This is a genomic window from Paracoccus sulfuroxidans, from assembly GCF_007830335.1.
Taxonomy (GTDB): Bacteria; Pseudomonadota; Alphaproteobacteria; order Rhodobacterales; family Rhodobacteraceae; genus Paracoccus; species Paracoccus sulfuroxidans.
The window spans coordinates 26,166-43,985 of sequence record NZ_VLKU01000001.1 but is presented as its reverse complement, the minus strand read 5'-3'; the positions used below and the strand labels follow the sequence as shown (position 1 = coordinate 43,985).

Annotated in this window: 17 protein-coding genes; 3 read left to right on the top strand and 14 right to left on the bottom strand. The window is 66.9% G+C overall.

Features of this window, described 5'->3' with window-relative positions:
- Positions 1–28: 28 nt before the first annotated feature.
- From glcF to IQ24_RS00155, 13 genes are all read right to left on the bottom strand, one after another.
- A complete protein-coding gene (gene glcF, locus IQ24_RS00215; protein ID WP_145395703.1) occupies positions 29–1,321 on the bottom strand; it encodes a glycolate oxidase subunit GlcF in 1,293 nt (430 codons plus the stop codon).
- Complete coding sequence (locus IQ24_RS00210) at positions 1,321–2,355, bottom strand: FAD-binding protein (RefSeq protein WP_145395702.1); 1,035 nt, start codon at positions 2,353–2,355, stop codon at positions 1,321–1,323. The genes glcF and IQ24_RS00210 overlap by 1 nt, the downstream gene beginning before the upstream one ends.
- Entirely contained in the window at positions 2,345–3,811 is a 1,467-nt protein-coding gene (locus IQ24_RS00205) for an FAD-linked oxidase C-terminal domain-containing protein (protein ID WP_145395701.1), read from the bottom strand. Before IQ24_RS00205 ends, IQ24_RS00210 begins: the two co-directional genes overlap by 11 nt.
- Before the next feature lie 199 nt (positions 3,812–4,010).
- Positions 4,011–5,183 (bottom strand): MFS transporter, encoded by a 1,173-nt coding sequence (locus IQ24_RS00200; protein WP_145395700.1) that lies wholly within the window; start codon positions 5,181–5,183, stop codon positions 4,011–4,013.
- Between the two features lie 119 nt (positions 5,184–5,302).
- A complete protein-coding gene (locus tag IQ24_RS00195; RefSeq protein WP_145395699.1) occupies positions 5,303–6,088 on the bottom strand; it encodes a crotonase/enoyl-CoA hydratase family protein in 786 nt (261 codons plus the stop codon).
- Between the two features lie 10 nt (positions 6,089–6,098).
- Positions 6,099–6,947, bottom strand: coding sequence for a hydroxymethylglutaryl-CoA lyase (locus IQ24_RS00190; protein WP_145395698.1), 849 nt, complete (start codon positions 6,945–6,947; stop codon positions 6,099–6,101).
- Positions 6,940–7,599: a glutathione S-transferase family protein gene (locus IQ24_RS00185; RefSeq protein WP_145395697.1), complete on the bottom strand. Its 660-nt coding sequence runs from the start codon at positions 7,597–7,599 to the stop codon at positions 6,940–6,942. The genes IQ24_RS00190 and IQ24_RS00185 overlap by 8 nt, the downstream gene beginning before the upstream one ends.
- Positions 7,592–9,517 (bottom strand): acetyl-CoA carboxylase biotin carboxylase subunit, encoded by a 1,926-nt coding sequence (locus IQ24_RS00180; RefSeq protein ID WP_145395696.1) that lies wholly within the window; start codon positions 9,515–9,517, stop codon positions 7,592–7,594. The genes IQ24_RS00185 and IQ24_RS00180 overlap by 8 nt, the downstream gene beginning before the upstream one ends.
- Positions 9,518–9,577: 60 nt before the next feature.
- Positions 9,578–10,219 (bottom strand): ankyrin repeat domain-containing protein, encoded by a 642-nt coding sequence (locus IQ24_RS00175; protein ID WP_145395695.1) that lies wholly within the window; start codon positions 10,217–10,219, stop codon positions 9,578–9,580.
- Positions 10,216–10,617, bottom strand: coding sequence for an ASCH domain-containing protein (locus tag IQ24_RS00170; RefSeq protein ID WP_242007842.1), 402 nt, complete (start codon positions 10,615–10,617; stop codon positions 10,216–10,218). Before IQ24_RS00170 ends, IQ24_RS00175 begins: the two co-directional genes overlap by 4 nt.
- Positions 10,618–10,634: 17 nt before the next feature.
- Positions 10,635–12,239 (bottom strand): carboxyl transferase domain-containing protein, encoded by a 1,605-nt coding sequence (locus IQ24_RS00165; RefSeq protein ID WP_145395693.1) that lies wholly within the window; start codon positions 12,237–12,239, stop codon positions 10,635–10,637.
- Positions 12,240–12,291: 52 nt separating this feature from the next.
- Positions 12,292–12,816 (bottom strand): lysozyme inhibitor LprI family protein, encoded by a 525-nt coding sequence (locus IQ24_RS00160; RefSeq protein ID WP_145395692.1) that lies wholly within the window; start codon positions 12,814–12,816, stop codon positions 12,292–12,294.
- Entirely contained in the window at positions 12,816–13,976 is a 1,161-nt protein-coding gene (locus IQ24_RS00155; protein ID WP_145395691.1) for an isovaleryl-CoA dehydrogenase, read from the bottom strand. Before IQ24_RS00155 ends, IQ24_RS00160 begins: the two co-directional genes overlap by 1 nt.
- 286 nt (positions 13,977–14,262) lie before the next feature.
- Between IQ24_RS00155 and IQ24_RS00150 the strand changes: the two genes are divergently transcribed.
- Positions 14,263–14,835, top strand: a complete 573-nt coding sequence (locus IQ24_RS00150; RefSeq protein WP_145395690.1) for a histidine phosphatase family protein — start codon at positions 14,263–14,265, stop codon at positions 14,833–14,835.
- Complete coding sequence (gene cbiB / locus IQ24_RS00145; RefSeq protein WP_145395689.1) at positions 14,825–15,772, top strand: adenosylcobinamide-phosphate synthase CbiB; 948 nt, start codon at positions 14,825–14,827, stop codon at positions 15,770–15,772. The genes IQ24_RS00150 and cbiB overlap by 11 nt, the downstream gene beginning before the upstream one ends.
- On the opposite strand, the gene hemC is transcribed toward cbiB, so the two are convergent.
- Positions 15,773–16,714: a hydroxymethylbilane synthase gene (gene hemC / locus IQ24_RS00140; protein ID WP_145395688.1), complete on the bottom strand. Its 942-nt coding sequence runs from the start codon at positions 16,712–16,714 to the stop codon at positions 15,773–15,775.
- 76 nt (positions 16,715–16,790) lie between these two features.
- On the opposite strand from hemC, the gene hemE reads away from it, so the two are divergent.
- On the top strand, positions 16,791–17,819 hold the full coding sequence (gene hemE, locus IQ24_RS00135; protein WP_145395687.1) for a uroporphyrinogen decarboxylase: 1,029 nt from the start codon (positions 16,791–16,793) through the stop codon (positions 17,817–17,819).
- The last annotated feature ends 1 nt before the right edge of the window (position 17,820 follow it).

Sequence of the window (17,820 nt, the reverse complement as noted above, 5' to 3'; positions counted from 1 at the left end):
TCCGACATCTTCGGATTTGGGAATGCGTTCAGGCGGTTTCAAGGGCTGCGGGCGGCGGCCCGCCTGTCGCCCAATCCAGCAGCTCGACCGTATGCACGACGGGAATCCCCGTCCCCGAGCCGATCTGCATCATGCAGCCGATATTGCCCGCCGCGATGATCTGGGGCCCCAGCACCTCCAGCGTTCCAACCTTGCGCCGCTTCAGCTCAGCCGAAAGCTCGGGCTGCAGCAGGTTATAGGTCCCGGCGGAACCACAGCAGAGATGCGGGTTCTCGGGCTCGACCACCTGAAATCCGGCCGCTGCCAGCAGTGATTTCGGCGCGTTGCGGATCTGCTGGCCATGCTGCAGCGAACAGGCCGAGTGATAGGCGACGCGCGAGCCGGTCTCGCGCGTCCGCTCGGGCAGGCCATGCACGTCGAGGAATTCGGTGACGTCGCGCGCCAGCAGGGCGACGCGGCGCGCATCGGCCTCCATCGGATCGCCCTGAAACATCGCGCCGTAATCCTTGATCGTCGTGCCGCAACCCGAGGTGTTGATGATGATCGCATCCAGGGGCGCAACCGCATCCGCCGCCAGAAAGCCCCGGATCGCCGCGCGGGCCGAGTGAAGCGCGTCCTCTTCCCGACCCATGTGATGGGTCAGCGCACCGCAGCATCCGAAGGCCTCGGGGATCACCACCTCGCATCCGGCACGGCGCAACAGACGGATCGTCGCCGCATTGATGTCGGTGTTCAGCGCCCGCTGAGCACAGCCGGGCATCAGGGCCACGCGCGCGCGCCGCGTGCCCTCGGACGCGAAGGTCTGGCCATCGTCGTCACGGCTGGGCCCCGGAATGTGGCGCGGGGCCATTTCCAGCATCGCCCGCAGCCGCCGGTCGGGCATCAGCCCGGCGAAGGGCCGCGCGATCCGCGCGCCCATCAGCGCCAGGCGAAACCGCCCCGGATGGGGCAGCAACCGCGCCAGCAGCCAGCGCAGCGCGCGGTCGCGCCAAGGGCGGCGATAGGTCTTTTCGACATGGATGCGCGCATGGTCGATCAGATGCATGTAGTTCACGCCCGAGGGGCAGGTGCTCATGCAGCTCAGGCAGGACAGGCAGCGGTCCAGATGGCGCACGGTCTTTTCATCAGCATCGCGCCCGCTTTCCAGCATGTCCTTGATCAGATAGATCCGCCCGCGCGGACTATCCAGCTCATCCCCCAGCACCTGATAGGTCGGGCAGGTCGCCGTACAGAAACCGCAATGGACGCAGGTCCGCAGCACCTTGTTCGAGCGCGCGGTCAGCGGATCAGAGAGCTGCTCGGGGGTAAAGAATGTCTGCATCAGCCCTCTCCCACCAGAATGCCGCGCGGGTCAAAACGCGCGCGCAGGTCGCGGTTCAGCCGCGCGACAATGCTGTTCATCGGTGGCACCAGCGCCGGTTCCGTGCCGCGCACCCGCTGGGCTTGCCCCGACCAGGACGGCAGCACCGGCATCTCGCCCGGCGGGAGTTCAACCCAGATCAGCGCGCCGCCCCAATCGAGTGCCAGCGGTTCGGGCAGTGCGGCCAGCAGCGCGGGCGCCTCGGTCGGCTGGCAGGTGATCCGCCACAGATCGCCGCCCCGCGCCTCAGGCACCAGATCGGCCCAGTTCATTCCCGGCACCTCGACCAGCCCGCCGAACCCTTCCAGCCGCGCAGCCAGCGTCTGCCTGCGGATCGCAACCGAGCCCTCGAGCCCTTCCAGCCGGATCAGCGCACCTCGCTCTGGCAGCCATCCGGCACCCGAGACATCGAACGGCCCGGTCAGCGCCCGGGTCAGCGCGGCCACCGCCGGTCCCGCCTCCAGATCCGGCAGCGCCAGCGTCAATGAGACCTGCGGGATCGGCGCGGTCTTGAAGGCGCATTCGGTCAGTACCCCCAGCGTCCCGCGCGATCCGGCCATCAGCTTGACCAGATCATAGCCGGTGACGTTCTTCATCACCCGCCCGCCGTTGCGAATGATCTCGCCCCGGCCATCGACGAATTGCACGCCGATCAGCGCATCGCGACAGGCCCCCGCCTGCACCCGACGCGGGCCGCTGGCATTGGCCGCGACCACGCCGCCGATGGTCGAGCCTGCCCGCCCGTCCGGCTCGAACGCCAGCATCTGCCCTTCCGAGGCCAGCAACTCCTGCACGGCCTGCAGGCTGGTTCCGGCGCGCACGACCAGCGTCAGCGCCTCGGGCTCATAATGCGTGACGCCGCTCAGCCTGCCCGTCTCGATCCGCGCGCCCTGCCCTTCGCCGGGCCGAAGCCGCGTGCCGCCGCCGACGGGCGACAGCGGCATGTCGGTCAGGCGGATAATCTCGGCCAGTGCCTCGACGCTTTCAGGCCGCATGCGCGCTTGTCCCTTTCCGGTCATTGCGCCCCTCGCGCCGCGAAGCCGAGACCGACAGCGGAAAGACCTTCGCCGCATTCAGCAGCCATTGCGGATCGAAGACATCCTTGACCCGCATCTGCGCCTCAAGATCGGTCAGGGTGAATTGCGTGGTCATCAGCTCGCGCTTTTCGACGCCCACGCCATGTTCGCCCGTCAGGCAGCCACCCACCTCGACGCAAAGCTTCAGGATCTCGGCCCCGAATTCCTCGCAGCGCTCCAGATCGCCGGGCTTGTTGGCATCGTAAAGGATCAGCGGGTGCATATTGCCATCGCCCGCGTGGAAGACATTCGCGACCTCAAGCCCGAACTCAGCCGAGAGGCGCGCGATGCCGCCCAGCACCTGCGGCAGGGCCGAGACCGGGATGGTCCCGTCCAGACACATGTAGTCATTGATCTGGCCCATCGCGCCAAAGGCCGATTTGCGGCCCAGCCAGATGCGGCGCGATTCCTCTTCCGAGCGGCTTTCGCGGAACTCGACGGGCGAGAATCCCTCGGCGATCTGGCGGATCAGCTGCAGCTGTTCGGCGATTTCGGGCGGGGTGCCCTCGACCTCGATGATCAGCAGGGCCTCGCAATCGGGATAGCCCGCCTGCGCGAAAGCCTCGGTCGCTCGGATGCAGGGGCGGTCCATGAATTCGATGGCGACAGGCAAGATGCCCGCGCGGATGATGGCGGCGACGCAGGCGCCTGCGGTCTCGCTGGCATCGAAGGCGACCAGCACCGGGCGCGCGCCAGCGGGCTTCGGCAGGATGCGCAGGGTCGCCTCGGTCACGATGCCCAGCTGGCCTTCCGAGCCGCAGACGACACCCAGCAGGTCCAGCCCCGCTGCCTCACCCATCGGGCCGCCCAGATCGACGATCTGGCCGTCCATCAGCACCAGCTTCACCGCCAGCAGGTTGTTCGTCGTCACGCCATATTTCAGGCAATGCGCCCCGCCCGAGTTCATCCCGATATTGCCGCCGATCGCGCAGGCCAGCTGGCTGGAGGGATCGGGCGCATAGAAAAACCCCGCGCCATCCACCGCACCCGAGACCGAGAGGTTCGTCCGCCCCGTCTGCACGCGGATGAAGCGGTTGTCATAATCCGCCTCCAGCACCGCGTTCATGCGGGCGAGCCCAATAACCACCGCATCCGCCGTCGGCATCGAGCCCCCCGCAAGGCTGGTCCCTGCTCCGCGCGGCACCACGGGCACACCCTCACGGTGGCAGATGCGCAGCACGGCCGCGACTTCTTCGGTGGTGGCGGGCAGCACGACGGCCAGCGGCGGGCAGCGATAGGCGGAAAGCGCGTCGCATTCATAGGCTCGCGTCTCGGCCGGATCGTCGATCACCGCATCCGGCACGGCAGCGCGCAGCAGGGCGGCAATCTCGACGCGGCGGGCGATGATCGCGCCATCGGGTTCGGGCATCTGCATCAGGCAAGCCTCCGGCAATGGCGGAAGGGCGTCCATTCGCATCTGATCCGGCTGCTGCAGAGTCCGCGCATGGCTTTTCCCTTACGGAATGGCGTCTCTGATCGGTTAGCGCATGCAGGGCGCTCTGGCAACCATGCGCGTCCCGGCCAATCCCGCCGGGCGCGTCACTTTTCCCAATCCCGCCAAAGGCTTCGCTTTGTCAGACCGTACCCGAGCGGCGTGCCTGCCAGAAGGCCAAAGCCAGCGACAGCAGGCCCAGCACCGTCAGGCCAAGCGCGACATAGGCGGGCGAGCGCCAGCCCCAGCCCGCGTAAAGCGCCATCCCCGCCAGCCAGGGGCCAAGCGCATTGGCCGCGTTGAACGAGGCGTGGTTCATCGCCGCAGCCATGGATTGCGCATGTCCCGCGACCTCCATCAGCCGCGTCTGCAGCGGCACGAAGAGACCACTGCCGAGGCCCAGCACCAGCGACGACAGCACCATCATCCGCCAGCTTCCGACCGAGAGCGCCGCAAAGACCTGCGCCATCATCATGAAGCACATGATGTAAAGCGAGGCGCGGAAGGCCCCCACGCGAATGGTGATACGCGCCGCCGCGATGCTGGCGACCGTCATGCCGATGCCGAAAAGCGCGAGCGTGACCGGCACGGCCCAGCCGGGCGGCGTGCTGAGCTCGAGCATCGCCTTGGTCAGGAAGGAATAGATCGCAAACATCCCGCCATTGCCGATGGCCCCCACCAGCAGGATCAGGATGACGCCGGGATTGCTGAGCGCGCGCATCTCGGACCAGGGGCGGGCGTTCGGATCGGCACCGACGCGCGGCGCAAGCTTCAGGATCAGCACCGCCGCCAGCAGCGCCACGGCACCGGGCAGCGCAAAGCCCCAACGCCAGCCCAGCTCCTGCCCCATCCAGCCCGCCAGCGGCACGCCCGCGATATTGGCGACGGTCAGGCCCAGAAGCACCTGCGTCACGCCTTTGGCGCGCTGCTCTTTCGGCAGGGCGTCGGCGGCGAACAGCATCGCGACGCCCAGATAGCCGCCATGCGGCAGGCCCGCCAGAAAGCGCGTGCCGACCAGCGCGTCATAGCCCGGCAGCACCGCCGCCAGAATGTTCATCAGCCCATAGATGCCGATCAGCGCCGCCAGATAGCGCCTCCGGGGCAGACGCGCGCCCAGAAGCGTCGTCAGCGGCGCGCCCACCACCACGCCAAGCGCATAGGCGCTGATCACAAGGCTCGACTGCGGCTCATTGAGGCCAAGGGCGGTCGAATAGAATGGCAGAAGCCCCATCGCCGCGAATTCAGAGGTCCCGATGGCAAAGGCGCCCAGAGACAGCGCAAGCACGGTCAGAAACAGGTTCGGCTTCGAGGTCATGTCGAAAGGTCCGCAGGCAGGAAAGGCTAGATGGTGGCGTTAACATTCTTTCGCCACCAAAGCCAACCGCATTGCCGGAAGACCCGCCATGTCAGCCGTGCAAGGCCCGGCCTTGGCGCTTATCCCTGCTGCCAGCGCGGCTTTTGCTTGTCGAAGAAGGCCGCGATGCCATGTGGGGCCTCGTCGTTTTCCCAGACGGCGACAAGATCGTCGATGGTCGATTCGATCACCGCGTCATCGATGCGCGGGCCCAGCCTGCGGGCCAGCCGTTTCGACGCCGCAACCGCGCCCGGCGCGACCGAGAGATAGGGCAGCACCTCGGCCTCGACGGCGGCGTCCAGCGATTCCGGTGAGACGGTCGAGGCCAGCAGGTTCAGCCGCACGGCCTCTTCGGCATCAAAGATGCGCGCCGACATGAAGACGCGGCGGGCCTTGTCCTCACCCATGCGGGCCAGAACATAGGGGCTGATGGTGGCGGGGATCAGGCCCAGCCGGGTCTCGGTCAGGCCGAATTTTGCGCCCTCTGCACCAATCGCCACGTCGCAGACCGACATCATGCCGATGCCACCGCCGAAGGCATTGCCGTGGATGCGGCCGATCAGCGGTTTCGGCAATTCGTTCATCGCCTTCAGCATATAGGCCAGCTCGCGCGCGCCCTCGCGCCGGACCTCGGCGGTTGCGGCCATCTGTTCCTGCATCCAGGCCAGATCGCCGCCCGCGCAGAAGCTTTTCCCCTCGGCAGCCAGCACGACGGCCCGCACCGAGGCGTCCGCGCCAAGCGCCCCCGCCGCCGCCGTCAGGTCGCGCAGCATCTGCGCCGAGAGCGCATTGTGCTTGTCGGCCCGCGCCAGCCACAGGGTGGCGACGCCGCGCGTATCCTGATCGATCCGGATGGTCTGGTACATGTCGTTTCCCTCAGCGCAGGCTGCGGGCCAGATCGGCCGCCCGCCTGACGATTTCCATATCAAGCCCGGTGGGATGCCCCAGTTCGGCCAGATGATCCGCGACCCGTTCGGTCGCGACATTGCCCTTGGCACCGGGCGCATAGGGGCAGCCACCAAGCCCGCCGACCGCGGCGTCAAAGACCCGCAACCCGCGCGCCAGCGACACGTCGATGTTTTCCAGCGCCCGGCCCTCGGTGTCGTGGAAATGCCCGGCCAGCCGCGCGGCAGGCACCTCAGAGAGGACCGCCGTCAGCATCGCGTCCACCGTCTCGGCCCGGCCCTTGCCCAAAGTCTCGCCCAGGCTGATCTCATAGCAGCCCATGTCGCGCAAAAGCGCCGCCACGCGGGCGACGTTGCAGGGCGGCGTCGGGCCGTCGAAGGGGCAATCCGTCACCACCGAGACATAACCGCGCACCGGGATGCCATCGGCCTTCGCGGCCTCGATCACGGGGCGCATGCGCTCAAGGCTTTCGGCGATGGTGGCGTTCAGGTTCGCTTTCGAAAACCCCTCGGAGGCGCTGGCGAACACCGCGATCTCCGAGGCGCGGGCCGCGCGCGCGCCCTCATATCCCTTCAGGTTCGGGGTCAGCACCGCATAGCTGATGCCGGGCGCGCGGGTGATGCCCGCCATGACCTCGGCGGCGTCGCCCATCTGCGGCACCCATTTGGGCGAGACGAAGCTGGTCACCTCGATCCGCCGGAACCCTGCGGTCGACAGCAGATCGACCAGCGCGATCTTGTCGGCGGCGGGGATCAGCCGCTTTTCATTCTGCAGCCCGTCGCGCGGGCCGACCTCGAAAATCTCGACCGGATCAGACATCGGGCACCTCATAGAATTCGTGGCGATAGATCACGTCATCGCCCGGTTTGGGCTGGCAGCGCTGGAAGGCGGGGCGCGCCACAATGCGGTCGCGATAGGCGGCCAGCGCCGGGCGGGCCTTGAAGGGCACGAAGCGGCTGGCCAGATCGACGCTGTAGCCCACGGCGCAATCGACGCCGGAAAACGCGCCCATCAACCAGTCGCGGTGCTGCAGCGCCGCCTCGACCAGATTGAGCGCCCGGCCCAGCCGCGCCGCCTCAAGCTTCATCACCGTGGGCGAGCGCTGCCAATCCTCGCGCAGTGCGATGTGCTGCTGCGTCAGGTTCGCCAGATGCTGGCCCAGCGTTTCGGCGAAATGCAGCCAGTCGAGCCATTGGCCACGCCCCTCGGCTCCCGGCGCGCGCCACAGGTCCGGCCCGCGCGTCTCGCACAGATATTCGATCATCGCGCCGGATTCGTGCAGCACCATCCCGTCGATCTGCAGCGCGGGCACGCGCCCGACCGGATGGATCGTGTCATAGGGTGGCTTCCGCATCGAGCCGTCGAACAGCGACAGGGTCTGGAGGTCATACTCCAGCCCCAGCTCTTCCAGCAGCCACATCACCCGGACCGAGCGTGACATGGGCACATGCCACAGGGTGATCTCAGCCATTGTCATCTTCCAGCCGGATCAGCGGCGCACCGGCCTCGACCTGATCACCGGCATGGGTCAGCACCTCGGCCACGGTACCGTCGCGGGCGGCGGTCAGGGTGTGCTCCATCTTCATCGCCTCAAGGATCGCAAGCCGGTCACCTGCGGTCACCGTCTGCCCTGCGGTCACGAAGACCTCCTTGACCAGCCCCGGCATGGGCGAAAGCGTCAGGCCGCCCCCGGCCTCATCGCCGCCCCGGTCCAGCGGATCGGCGGGGGTCAGGGTCACCGGGCGTCCGCCAAAGACGCTGGTCCCGGCGGCATGGTTCACGATGCGGTAACGACGCGGCTGGCCATCGACCCACCAGCGCCCGCCGGTCCATTCGACATTATGGGGCCTGCCGTCCAGGATGACGCGGGCGCGGCCCGGTCCCAGCACCTCCAGCACGGCCTCTCCGCCCTGCCAGGTGATGGTGCGCTTCAGCGGCGCCCAGAGCGTGACCCCGCCCACGACCTTCGGATCGTCAAGACCCGCCAGCCCGATCACTGCCAGCGCGCGGGCGCGCGGGTCGGGGTTCGCGGCTTCGGTCAGCTCCGCCAGATCGCGACCGATGAGCCCGGTGTCGACCTCGCCCTTGCCGAACCCCTCGTGCCGGGTCAGCGCGATCAGGAATTCGACGTTGGTGACCGAGCCTGCAACCTCGGTGTCGATCAGCGCGGTCTCCAGCGCGCGCAGCGCGATGTCGCGGGTCGGGCCGAAGGTCACGACCTTGGCGATCATCGGATCATACCAAGGCGAGATCGCATCGCCCTGCCGCACGCCGGCCTCGATCCGGGCGTTCTCGGGGAATTGAAGATGCGCCAGCGTGCCGGTTGCGGGCAGGAAGCCTGCGGGCACGTCCTCGGCGTAAAGCCGCGCCTCGAAGGCGTGGCCGTTGATCGACAGATCCTCCTGCCGGGCGGGCAGCGGCTCACCCGAGGCGACGCGCAGCTGCCATTCGACCAGATCGACGCCGGTGATCAGCTCGGTCACCGGATGCTCAACCTGAAGGCGGGTGTTCATCTCCATGAACCAGAAGCCATCGGGGCGCAGCCCGTTCGAGCCGTCGACGATGAATTCGATCGTGCCCGCGCCGGAATAGCCGATCGCCTCGGCGGCGCGGACGGCGGCAAGGCCCATGGCCTCGCGCATCTCGGGGGTCATGCCGGGGGCCGGGGCTTCCTCGATCACCTTCTGGTGGCGGCGCTGCAGTGAACAATCACGCTCGAACAGGTGGACCGCGCGGGTGCCGTCGCCAAAGACCTGCAACTCGATATGGCGGGGCTGCTGGATGTATTTCTCGATCAGCACAGCGGGGTTGCCGAAGGCCGTCGCGGCCTCACCCTGCGCCGAGGCGAGCGCGGCCGCAAACTCGGCGGGCTTTTCGACCAGTCGCATGCCTTTGCCGCCACCGCCCGCGACCGCCTTGATCAGGACGGGATAGCCGATGCGGTCAGCCTGTTCCTTCAGGAAGCCCGCCTCCTGATTGTCGCCGTGAAAGCCCGGCACGACCGGAACGCCCGCCTTCTCCATCAACACCTTGGCCGCGTCCTTCAGCCCCATCTTGCGGATCGCCGAAGAGGACGGCCCGATGAAGACCAGCCCGGCCTTTTCGACCGCATCGACGAAATCAGGGTTTTCCGAGAGGAACCCATAGCCCGGATGGATCGCCTGCGCGCCGGTGTCGCGCGCGGCCTGAATGATCACGTCACCCAGCAGATAGCTGTCCCTGGGCGCAGGGCCGCCGATCCGGACGGCCTCATCGGCCATGGCGACATGCCGCGCGGCGCGGTCGGCATCCGAGTAGACGGCGACGGTGCGCACGCCCAGCCTGCGGGCGGTGTCGATCACGCGGCAGGCAATTTCACCGCGATTGGCAATCAGGATCTTTTCAAACATCAGCCATCTCGCTTCTGGATGGGGGGCAAAGCCGCCGTAAGGACATGAGCGCGGGGCCGGTCACCGGCCACCCGCCGCTTGAAGAATTTCGGCCATCCGGGTCAGACCCATGCGGCGGGCATGCTGCAGGGGCGTCTGGCCGTCATGATCGGCAATATTCGGGTCGGCTCCGGCTGCCAGAAGCTGCCGGGCGATTTCCTGATGGCGGGGGCCGCCATCGGCCAGGATCACCGCCTCCATCAGCGCGGTCCAGCCGAGGCGGTTGACGTGGTTCACATCGACGCCCGCCTTGATCAGCAGGCCCACGGTGTCGACATGCCCGCGTTCCGCCGCCGGGATCAGCGCCGTGCCGCCAAAGCGGTTGGTGCTTTTCAGATCCGCGCCATGGGCCAGCGTCAGGGCTAGGATCTGGTCATGCCCACGCGCGCCTGCGTAAAGATAGGCGCTGTCCTGCATCTGGTCCTTGGCGTTCACATCGGCCCCGGCCTCGATCAGCGCGCGGGCGGCCTCGACATGGTTGCCATGGGTCGCCAGCAGCAGCGCGGTTTCGCCCTTGGTGCTGCGGCTTTCCAGATCGGTCCCCGCCGCAATCTCGGCCTTCACGGTGGCGGCGTCGCCACGGTTGGCGGCGTTCAGAAGGGCGGCGGGATCGGCCATGGCGGTGCCTGTCATCAGGGTAAGGGCTGCGAGGGTGCGGATCATGGAAGCACCTCAATCACGCGGAAGCTTTCACAGACGATTTGCAGATCGGGGCTGTAGCCGCCGTTGCGGGTGAAATAGTCGATATGACCGCGCTTCCAGTCGTCGTAGTCACCCTCGCCTTCCGTCAAAGCGAAGGCCTCGGTCACTTCGTCGAAGCGGCAGATGTGCACGCCAGTGACTTCGTAGACCAGCGCAGGGGTCCCGTCCCAATTCTCGGCGATGACAATATCGCCCTTGCTGGGCACAGGCTCTCCATCTGCTTCATAATGCGCCAGTGCGCCGCAGGTGCCCGTTTTCTTGCCTTGACGGATCAGGTCCAGCAGACGGGCCGACAATTCCGGACCATCGCCGAAGCGGGTGCGCACCGCGTCGGGATAGTGCCGAAGTCTTTCTGCCACAGCGTCCTGCATCGCCCCTACATCCGGAAGACGCCGAAGCGCGTCGGCTCGATCGGGGCATTGAGGCAGGCACGCAGCGACAGGGCCAGCACCTCACGCGTCTTGCGCGGATCGACGATGCCGTCGTCCCAAAGCCGCGCCGAGGCGTAAAGCGGGTGCGACTGTCGCTCGAACATCTCGATAGTGGGGCGCTTGAACTCGGCCTCTTCCTCGGGCGACCAGGTGCCGCCTGCCCGCTCGATCCCGTCGCGGCGGACGGTGGCCAGCACGCCTGCCGCCTGCTCGCCCCCCATGACCGAGATGCGCGAATTGGGCCAGGTCCACAGGAAGCGCGGCGAATAGGCGCGGCCCGACATGCCATAGTTCCCTGCGCCGAAGCTGCCGCCGACCAGCATGGTGATCTTGGGGACATTGGTCGTCGCGACCGCCGTCACCATCTTGGCGCCATGCCGGGCGATGCCTTCGTTTTCGTACTTCCGCCCGACCATGAACCCGGTGACGTTTTGCAGGAAGATCAGCGGGATGCCGCGCTGACTGCAAAGCTCGATGAAATGCGCGCCCTTCTGGGCGGCTTCCGAGAAGATCACGCCATTGTTCGCGATGATGCCGACCGGGCAGCCCTCGATATGGGCAAAGCCCGTCACCAGCGTCTCGCCGAAGCGGGCCTTGAATTCGTCGAAGCGCGAGCCGTCGACGGTGCGGGCGATGACCTCGCGGATGTCATAGGGGGTGCGCAGGTTCGCGGGCACGACGCCAAGGATCTCCTCGGGGTCATAGGCCGGGGCCTCGGGCGATTGCCAGACCACGGTCGAGGGCAGCTTGCGATTGAGGTTGCCGACCGCGCGACGGGCCAGCGCCAGTGCATGGGCGTCATCCTCGGCCAGATAATCGGCCACGCCCGAGAGGCGCGTGTGCACGTCGCCCCCGCCCAGATCCTCGGCCGAGACGACCTCGCCGGTCGCGGCCTTCACCAGCGGCGGGCCCGCCAGAAAGATCGTGCCCTGATTGCGCACGATTATCGTGACATCGGACATGGCGGGCACGTAGGCGCCTCCTGCGGTGCACGAGCCCATGACGACGGCGATCTGGGGAATGCCCATCGCGCTCATCTGCGCCTGATTATAGAAGATGCGGCCGAAATGGTCGCGGTCAGGGAAGACCTCATCCTGATTGGGCAGGTTCGCGCCGCCGCTGTCGACCAGATAGACGCAGGGCAGATGGCATTCCTGCGCGATTTCCTGGGCGCGCAGGTGCTTTTTCACCGTCATCGGGTAATAGGTGCCGCCCTTGACCGTCGCGTCATTGGCCACGACCATCACGTCCTGCCCCTTGACCCGGCCAATGCCTGCGATCACGCCCGCACCGGGGGCGGCGCCGTCATAAAGATCATGCGCGGCAGTCGCGCCGATTTCCAGAAAGGGGCTGCCGGGGTCCAACAGGTTCGCCACCCGCTCTCGCGGGGGCATCTTGCCGCGCGAGATGTGACGCTCCAGCGCCTTGGGGCCGCCGCCCGCCGCAGCGGCATCCGCCGCCTCGCGCACGGTGGCCAGCATCTCAAGATGCGCGTCGCGATTGGCGCGGAAGGCGTCAGAAGAGGGCAACGCGGCAGAGCTGAGCTTCATGGCTTGTTCCTGTTACAGAAATGCGCTTCACAGAAAAATGGGTGGCCGCAGGTCATTCCCCGACACCATCCCCGGCAATGTCCATCAGCCGCAACGCCTGCGCGGCAGTCAGATCCAGCGCGCAAGTGCCCGCAGCGGGACCGCCCGCCGTGCCGCCCTGATAGCGGACGGCCTCAAACTCGCAGCTTTTGTCACGGTACGAGATCCAGCTGCGCTGCGCCTCTTTCAGAACCGGGGTCGCAGGCGATGCGGCCGAGCCCAGTTCTTTCAACTCGGCATCGGCGGCCTCGAAGCGTTTGAGCGCCTTGGCATAGTTGTCATTCAGCAGCTTGTCCCACTGCGCTGTTTCCTTCGCGAGGCATTGGACCATGCCCACGGTAGTCCCACCATTCGCACCCTGCATGCAGGCCGCCGCAGGTTGGCCGATGCAGGTGAGACGCGGATCGCCCTTCGTCCCCTCGTCCTCCTGCTTCGAGACATCGTTCAGACAGGCGGCAAGCAGCGCGTCATCATAGCTGACGACGTCCTGCGCGAAGGCGGGACCGGCAAGAAAGGCCAGCAGGACAAGCGCGCGCATCAGGCAATATCCATCAGCTGGCGGCCAATCAGCATGCGGCGGATCTCGCTGGTGCCGGCACCGATCTCCATGAGCTTGGCGTCACGGAACAGACGGCTGACGACGGAATCGTTCAGGAAGCCCGCGCCACCCAGGGCCTGCACGGCCTGATGCGCCTGCACCATCGCCTGTTCCGAGGCATAAAGCACCGCGCCCGCCGCATCCTGCCGCGTGACCTTGCCCGCGTCACAGGCGCGCGCGACCTCATAGACATAGGCGCGTGCGGTATTCAGCGCGACATACATATCGGCGATCTTGCCCTGCATCAGCTGGAACGCCCCGATGGGCTGGCCGAACTGCTTGCGTTCCTTGACATAAGGCATGACCTCGTCAAGGCAGGCGGCCATGATGCCCAGACCAATGCCCGACAGCACCAGACGCTCATAATCCAGGCCCGACATCAGGACGCGCACGCCCTTGCCTTCCTGGCCCAGCACGTTTTCGAAGGGCACTTCGCAGTTTTCAAAGATCAGCTCGCCGGTGTTCGAGCCGCGCATGCCCATCTTGTCGAAATGGGGCGAGGTCGAGAAACCCGCCATGCCGCGCTCGACGATGAAGGCGGTGATGCCCTTGCTGCCCGCCTCGGGGTCGGTCTTGGCATAGACGACCAGCGTATTCGCGTCGGGCGCGTTGGTGATCCAGTATTTGTTGCCGTTCAGCACATAGCGGTCGTTGCGCTTCTCGGCCCGCAGCTTCATCGAGACAACGTCCGAGCCCGCGCTTTCTTCGGACATGGCCAGCGCGCCCACCGCCTTGCCCGAGCACAGGTCCGGCAGATATTTCGCCCGCTGCTCATCCGTGCCGTTCAGCTTGATCTGGTTCACGCAGAGGTTCGAATGCGCGCCATAGGACAGGCTGACCGAGGCCGAGGCCCGGGCGATTTCCTCGGTCGCGACGGTATGCGCCAGATAGCCCATGCCCGCGCCGCCCCATTGTTCGGGAACGGTGATGCCCAAGAGGCCCAGCTCTCCGAATTCGGTCCAGAGCTCATTGGGGAATGCGTTCGAGCGGTCGACCTCGGCCGCAAGCGGCTTGATCCGATCCTGTGACCAGCGGTGAACCATATCGCGAAGCGCGTTCACATCCTCGCCCAGTTCGAATTCCATGCCTGCGGTGAACATCGGCGATTTCTCCCGTTATTGAACGATCGTTCAAATAAATATGCGCGGAACTGCCGCGCCCGGTCAAGTGCTGATCTGAGCCTAGCCGAAAGATTGCCATGACAACAGCTTTTCGACGTTCTATACGCAGCGAACGGGTTTATGTTTTGCTTTATGAATTACGCATAATTCATTGTTATAAATTGAATTATATCAACGAATCTGCCCGCGATTGACATTGCCGCTGCGCGCGCCCATCCCTTGCGCGATGTAAGTAAGCACTTGCTTTCGGATGATTGGCCACTGGATGACACCGCAAGACGCCCCCTCGCCCCCGACCCGCTTGCTGCTGGTGCGGCATGCGCCGGTGCTCAATCCGCTGGGACTGACGGGCCGGTCAGACCCGCAGGCGAATTGCGCCGATCTGGCGGCGCTGTCATGGCTGCGGGTGCAGTTGCTGAAGGCCGATTCCGTCTGGACCAGCCCCGCGCAGCGCACGCGCATGACCGCCGCTGCGCTGAATCTGGTGGCGACTCAGGTCCCCGACCTGTGGGAGCAGGATTTCGGCGCCTGGGAAGGGAAGCCCTTCGACAGCCTGCCCGATCTGGGGCCGCTGCCGCTGCCCGACCTTGCCGCGCACCGCCCGCCGGATGGCGAAAGCTTTCTGGATATGGCCGCCCGTGTGCAGGCGGCGCTGCAACATGCGCGCGGCACCACCGCGATCATCGCCCATGCAGGCACGGTCCGCGCGGCGCTGGCCATGGTGATCGGGCCGCAGGCGCTGGCCTTTGCCGTGGCACCGCTCTCGCTGACGATCATGACCCACAGCCCTGCCGGTTGGGGGATCGAGGCGGTCAATCGCGTGCATCATGGACTTTGAGACCACCCTGACGATTGCGCTGACGGCGCTCGCCATCGACGCGCTGATCGGCTGGCCCGACGCGCTGTTTCGCCGGATCGGCCACCCGGTCGTCTGGCTGGCGCGGCTGATCAACGCGCTGGACCGACGCTGGAACCGGGGGCAGAACCGAATCCTCAAGGGCGCGCTGACCGTGCTGGTGATCATCGGCGCGGCCGTGCTGCCCACGCTGGTGCTGACGGCGCGGCTGGCCCCGCTGCCCGGTGGCGCGATCCTTCTGGGGGTGCTGGCATGGCCGCTGGTCGCGGCACGCTCGATGTACGATCACGTCGCCGCCGTCGCCCGGCCGTTGAGCGCGGGCGACCTGCCCGAGGCCCGCGCCGCCGCCGCGATGATCGTCGGGCGAGATCTGGGCGACAGCCCTGCCCCCATCGCCCGCGCCACGCTGGAAAGCCTTGGCGAAAACACCTCGGACGGGATCATCGCGCCGCTTCTGTGGGCCGCCCTGCTGGGGTTGCCGGGGATTGCCGCCTACAAGGCGATCAACACGATGGATTCGATGATCGGCCACCGCAATGAGCGGTTTGAGCTTTTCGGGAAAGTGGCCGCGCGGCTGGATGATCTGGTGAACCTGCCCGCCTCGCGGCTGACGGGGCTGCTGTTCGTGCTGTCAGCACCCTCGCGTGCTGTCAGGGCACAGGCCGCGCGGGTGATGCGGCGCGATGCGGGGTTTCACCGCTCGCCCAATGCAGGCTGGCCCGAGGCGGCGCTCGCGGGCGCGCTTGGCGTGCGGCTGTCGGGCCCGCGCAGCTATGGCGGAAAGGTCACGCTGGAGCCCTGGCTGAACGAGACCGCGCCCGACCCGACCGCCGCCGATCTGGTGCGCGGTCTAGGTCTTTACCGGCGCGCCGTCATGCTGATGGGCGCGCTGATGGCGGTGCTGTGGCTGATCGCCTGATCAGTGCTGCTCGAAGAAATCCGCAGGCGCGCGCCCGCGCAGTTCATTGGCCAGATCCGTGCCTATGGCCGCCCCGTCCGAGGCCAACCCCTCACGCTCACCGGCGATGACCTCGCTGCCGTCAGGGCGCAGGATCTCTCCCCGAAGGCGCAGGCGGTCGCCGTCAAGCTCGGCCAGCCCGGCAATCGGCGTCTGGCACGAGCCATCCAGCCGCGCCAGAAACGCCCGCTCGGCCTGAATGCGCAGATACGAGGGCGTGTGATTGATCGTGGCCAGCAGCCTGGCCACATCGGCATCATCCAGACGCCGCTCGACCCCGATGCAGCCCTGCGCGACGGCGGGCAGCATCTCATCCGGGCCGATGGCGCTTTTGGCCACATGGGCAAGGCCCAGCCGCGTCAGCCCGGCCATGGCGAGGAAAGTCGCAACGGCCACGCCGTCGTCCAGTTTCTTCAACCGCGTCTGGACGTTGCCGCGAAACTCGACAAGCTGCAGGTCGGGACGGCGCGCCAGAAGCTGAGCCCGGCGGCGCAGGCTGGACGAGCCCACGACGGCACCCTGCGGAAGCTCGGAAATGGCGTTCACATGCGGGCTGACGAAGGCGTCGCGGACGTCTTCACGCGGCAGGAAACAGTCAAGCACCAGCCCCTCGGGCTGAATCGTCGGCATGTCCTTCATTGAATGCACCGCAATGTCGATCTCGCGGCCCAGCAGGGCATCCTCGATCTCGCGGGTGAACAGACCCTTGCCGCCCAGTTCCTTCAGCGAGCGGTCCTGAATGCGGTCTCCGGTCGTCTTGATGACGACGATCTCGAAAGCGTCCTGGGCAAGTCCATGCGCCACCATCAGGCGGTCACGGGTCTCATGCGCCTGCGCCAGCGCCAGCGCCGAGCCGCGGGTGCCGATGCGAAGGGGGCGGGTGTGATCGGGCATCTTGGTCATGTCCACCGCCTTAGCGCCCCCCCGCAGCCTTGACAACAGGGACCGGCTGGCCATGAAGGAGAGCAAGAGGTGAGAGATGTCAGATAAAACGATCCTTCGTGCCCTTGCGGGCGAACGCCAGGCGGTTCCGCCGGTCTGGATGATGCGGCAGGCCGGGCGCTACTTGCCCGAATACCGGGCCACCCGGGCGCAGGCGGGCGACTTTTTGTCGCTGTGCTACAACCCCGAGCTGGCGGCCGAGGTCACGCTGCAGCCGATCCGCCGTTATGGCTTCGACGCGGCGATCCTGTTTGCCGATATTCTGCTGCTGCCGCAGGCACTTGGCGCGGATGTCTGGTTCGTGACCGGCGAAGGCCCGCGCCTGTCGACCATCACCGACGCGGCGGGCGTGGCTGCGCTGAAACCGGTCGAGGCGATCCACGAGACGCTGTCGCCCGTCTATGAGACCGTGCGCATCCTGTCGCGCGAACTGCCGCGCGAGACGACGCTGATCGGCTTTGCGGGCGCGCCCTGGACGGTCGCGACCTATATGATCGCCGGGCGCGGCACCCCCGATCAGGGCCCGGCGCATGCGATGAAGGCGGCGGACCGGGTGGCTTTCTCGGCGCTGATCGACCGGATCGCGGAAGGGACCATCGAATATCTCTCGGCCCAGATCGAGGCCGGGGCCGAGGTCATCAAGCTGTTCGACAGCTGGGCCGGATCGCTGCGCGGGCAGGATTTCGACGATTTCGCGCTGGCCCCTGCGCGCCGCATCATTCAGGCGCTGAAGGCGCGCCATCCGGACGTGCCGGTCATCGCCTTCCCGCGCGAGGCGCGCGAGCGCTACGTGGGCTTTGCCCGCGCCGTGGGCGCCGATTGCGTGGCGCTGGACAATTCGGTCGATGCCGAATGGGCGGCCGCCAATGTCCAGACCGACGGTTGCGTGCAGGGCAACCTGAACCCGCGCCTGCTGGTCGAGGGCGGTCCCGAACTTGAGCACGAGACCCGCCGCATCGTCGAGGCGTTTCAGGGTGGCCCGCATATCTTCAATCTCGGCCATGGCATCACGCCGGACGCCGATCCTGACAACGTCCACCGCATGCTGGCCGCGATCAGGGGCTAGG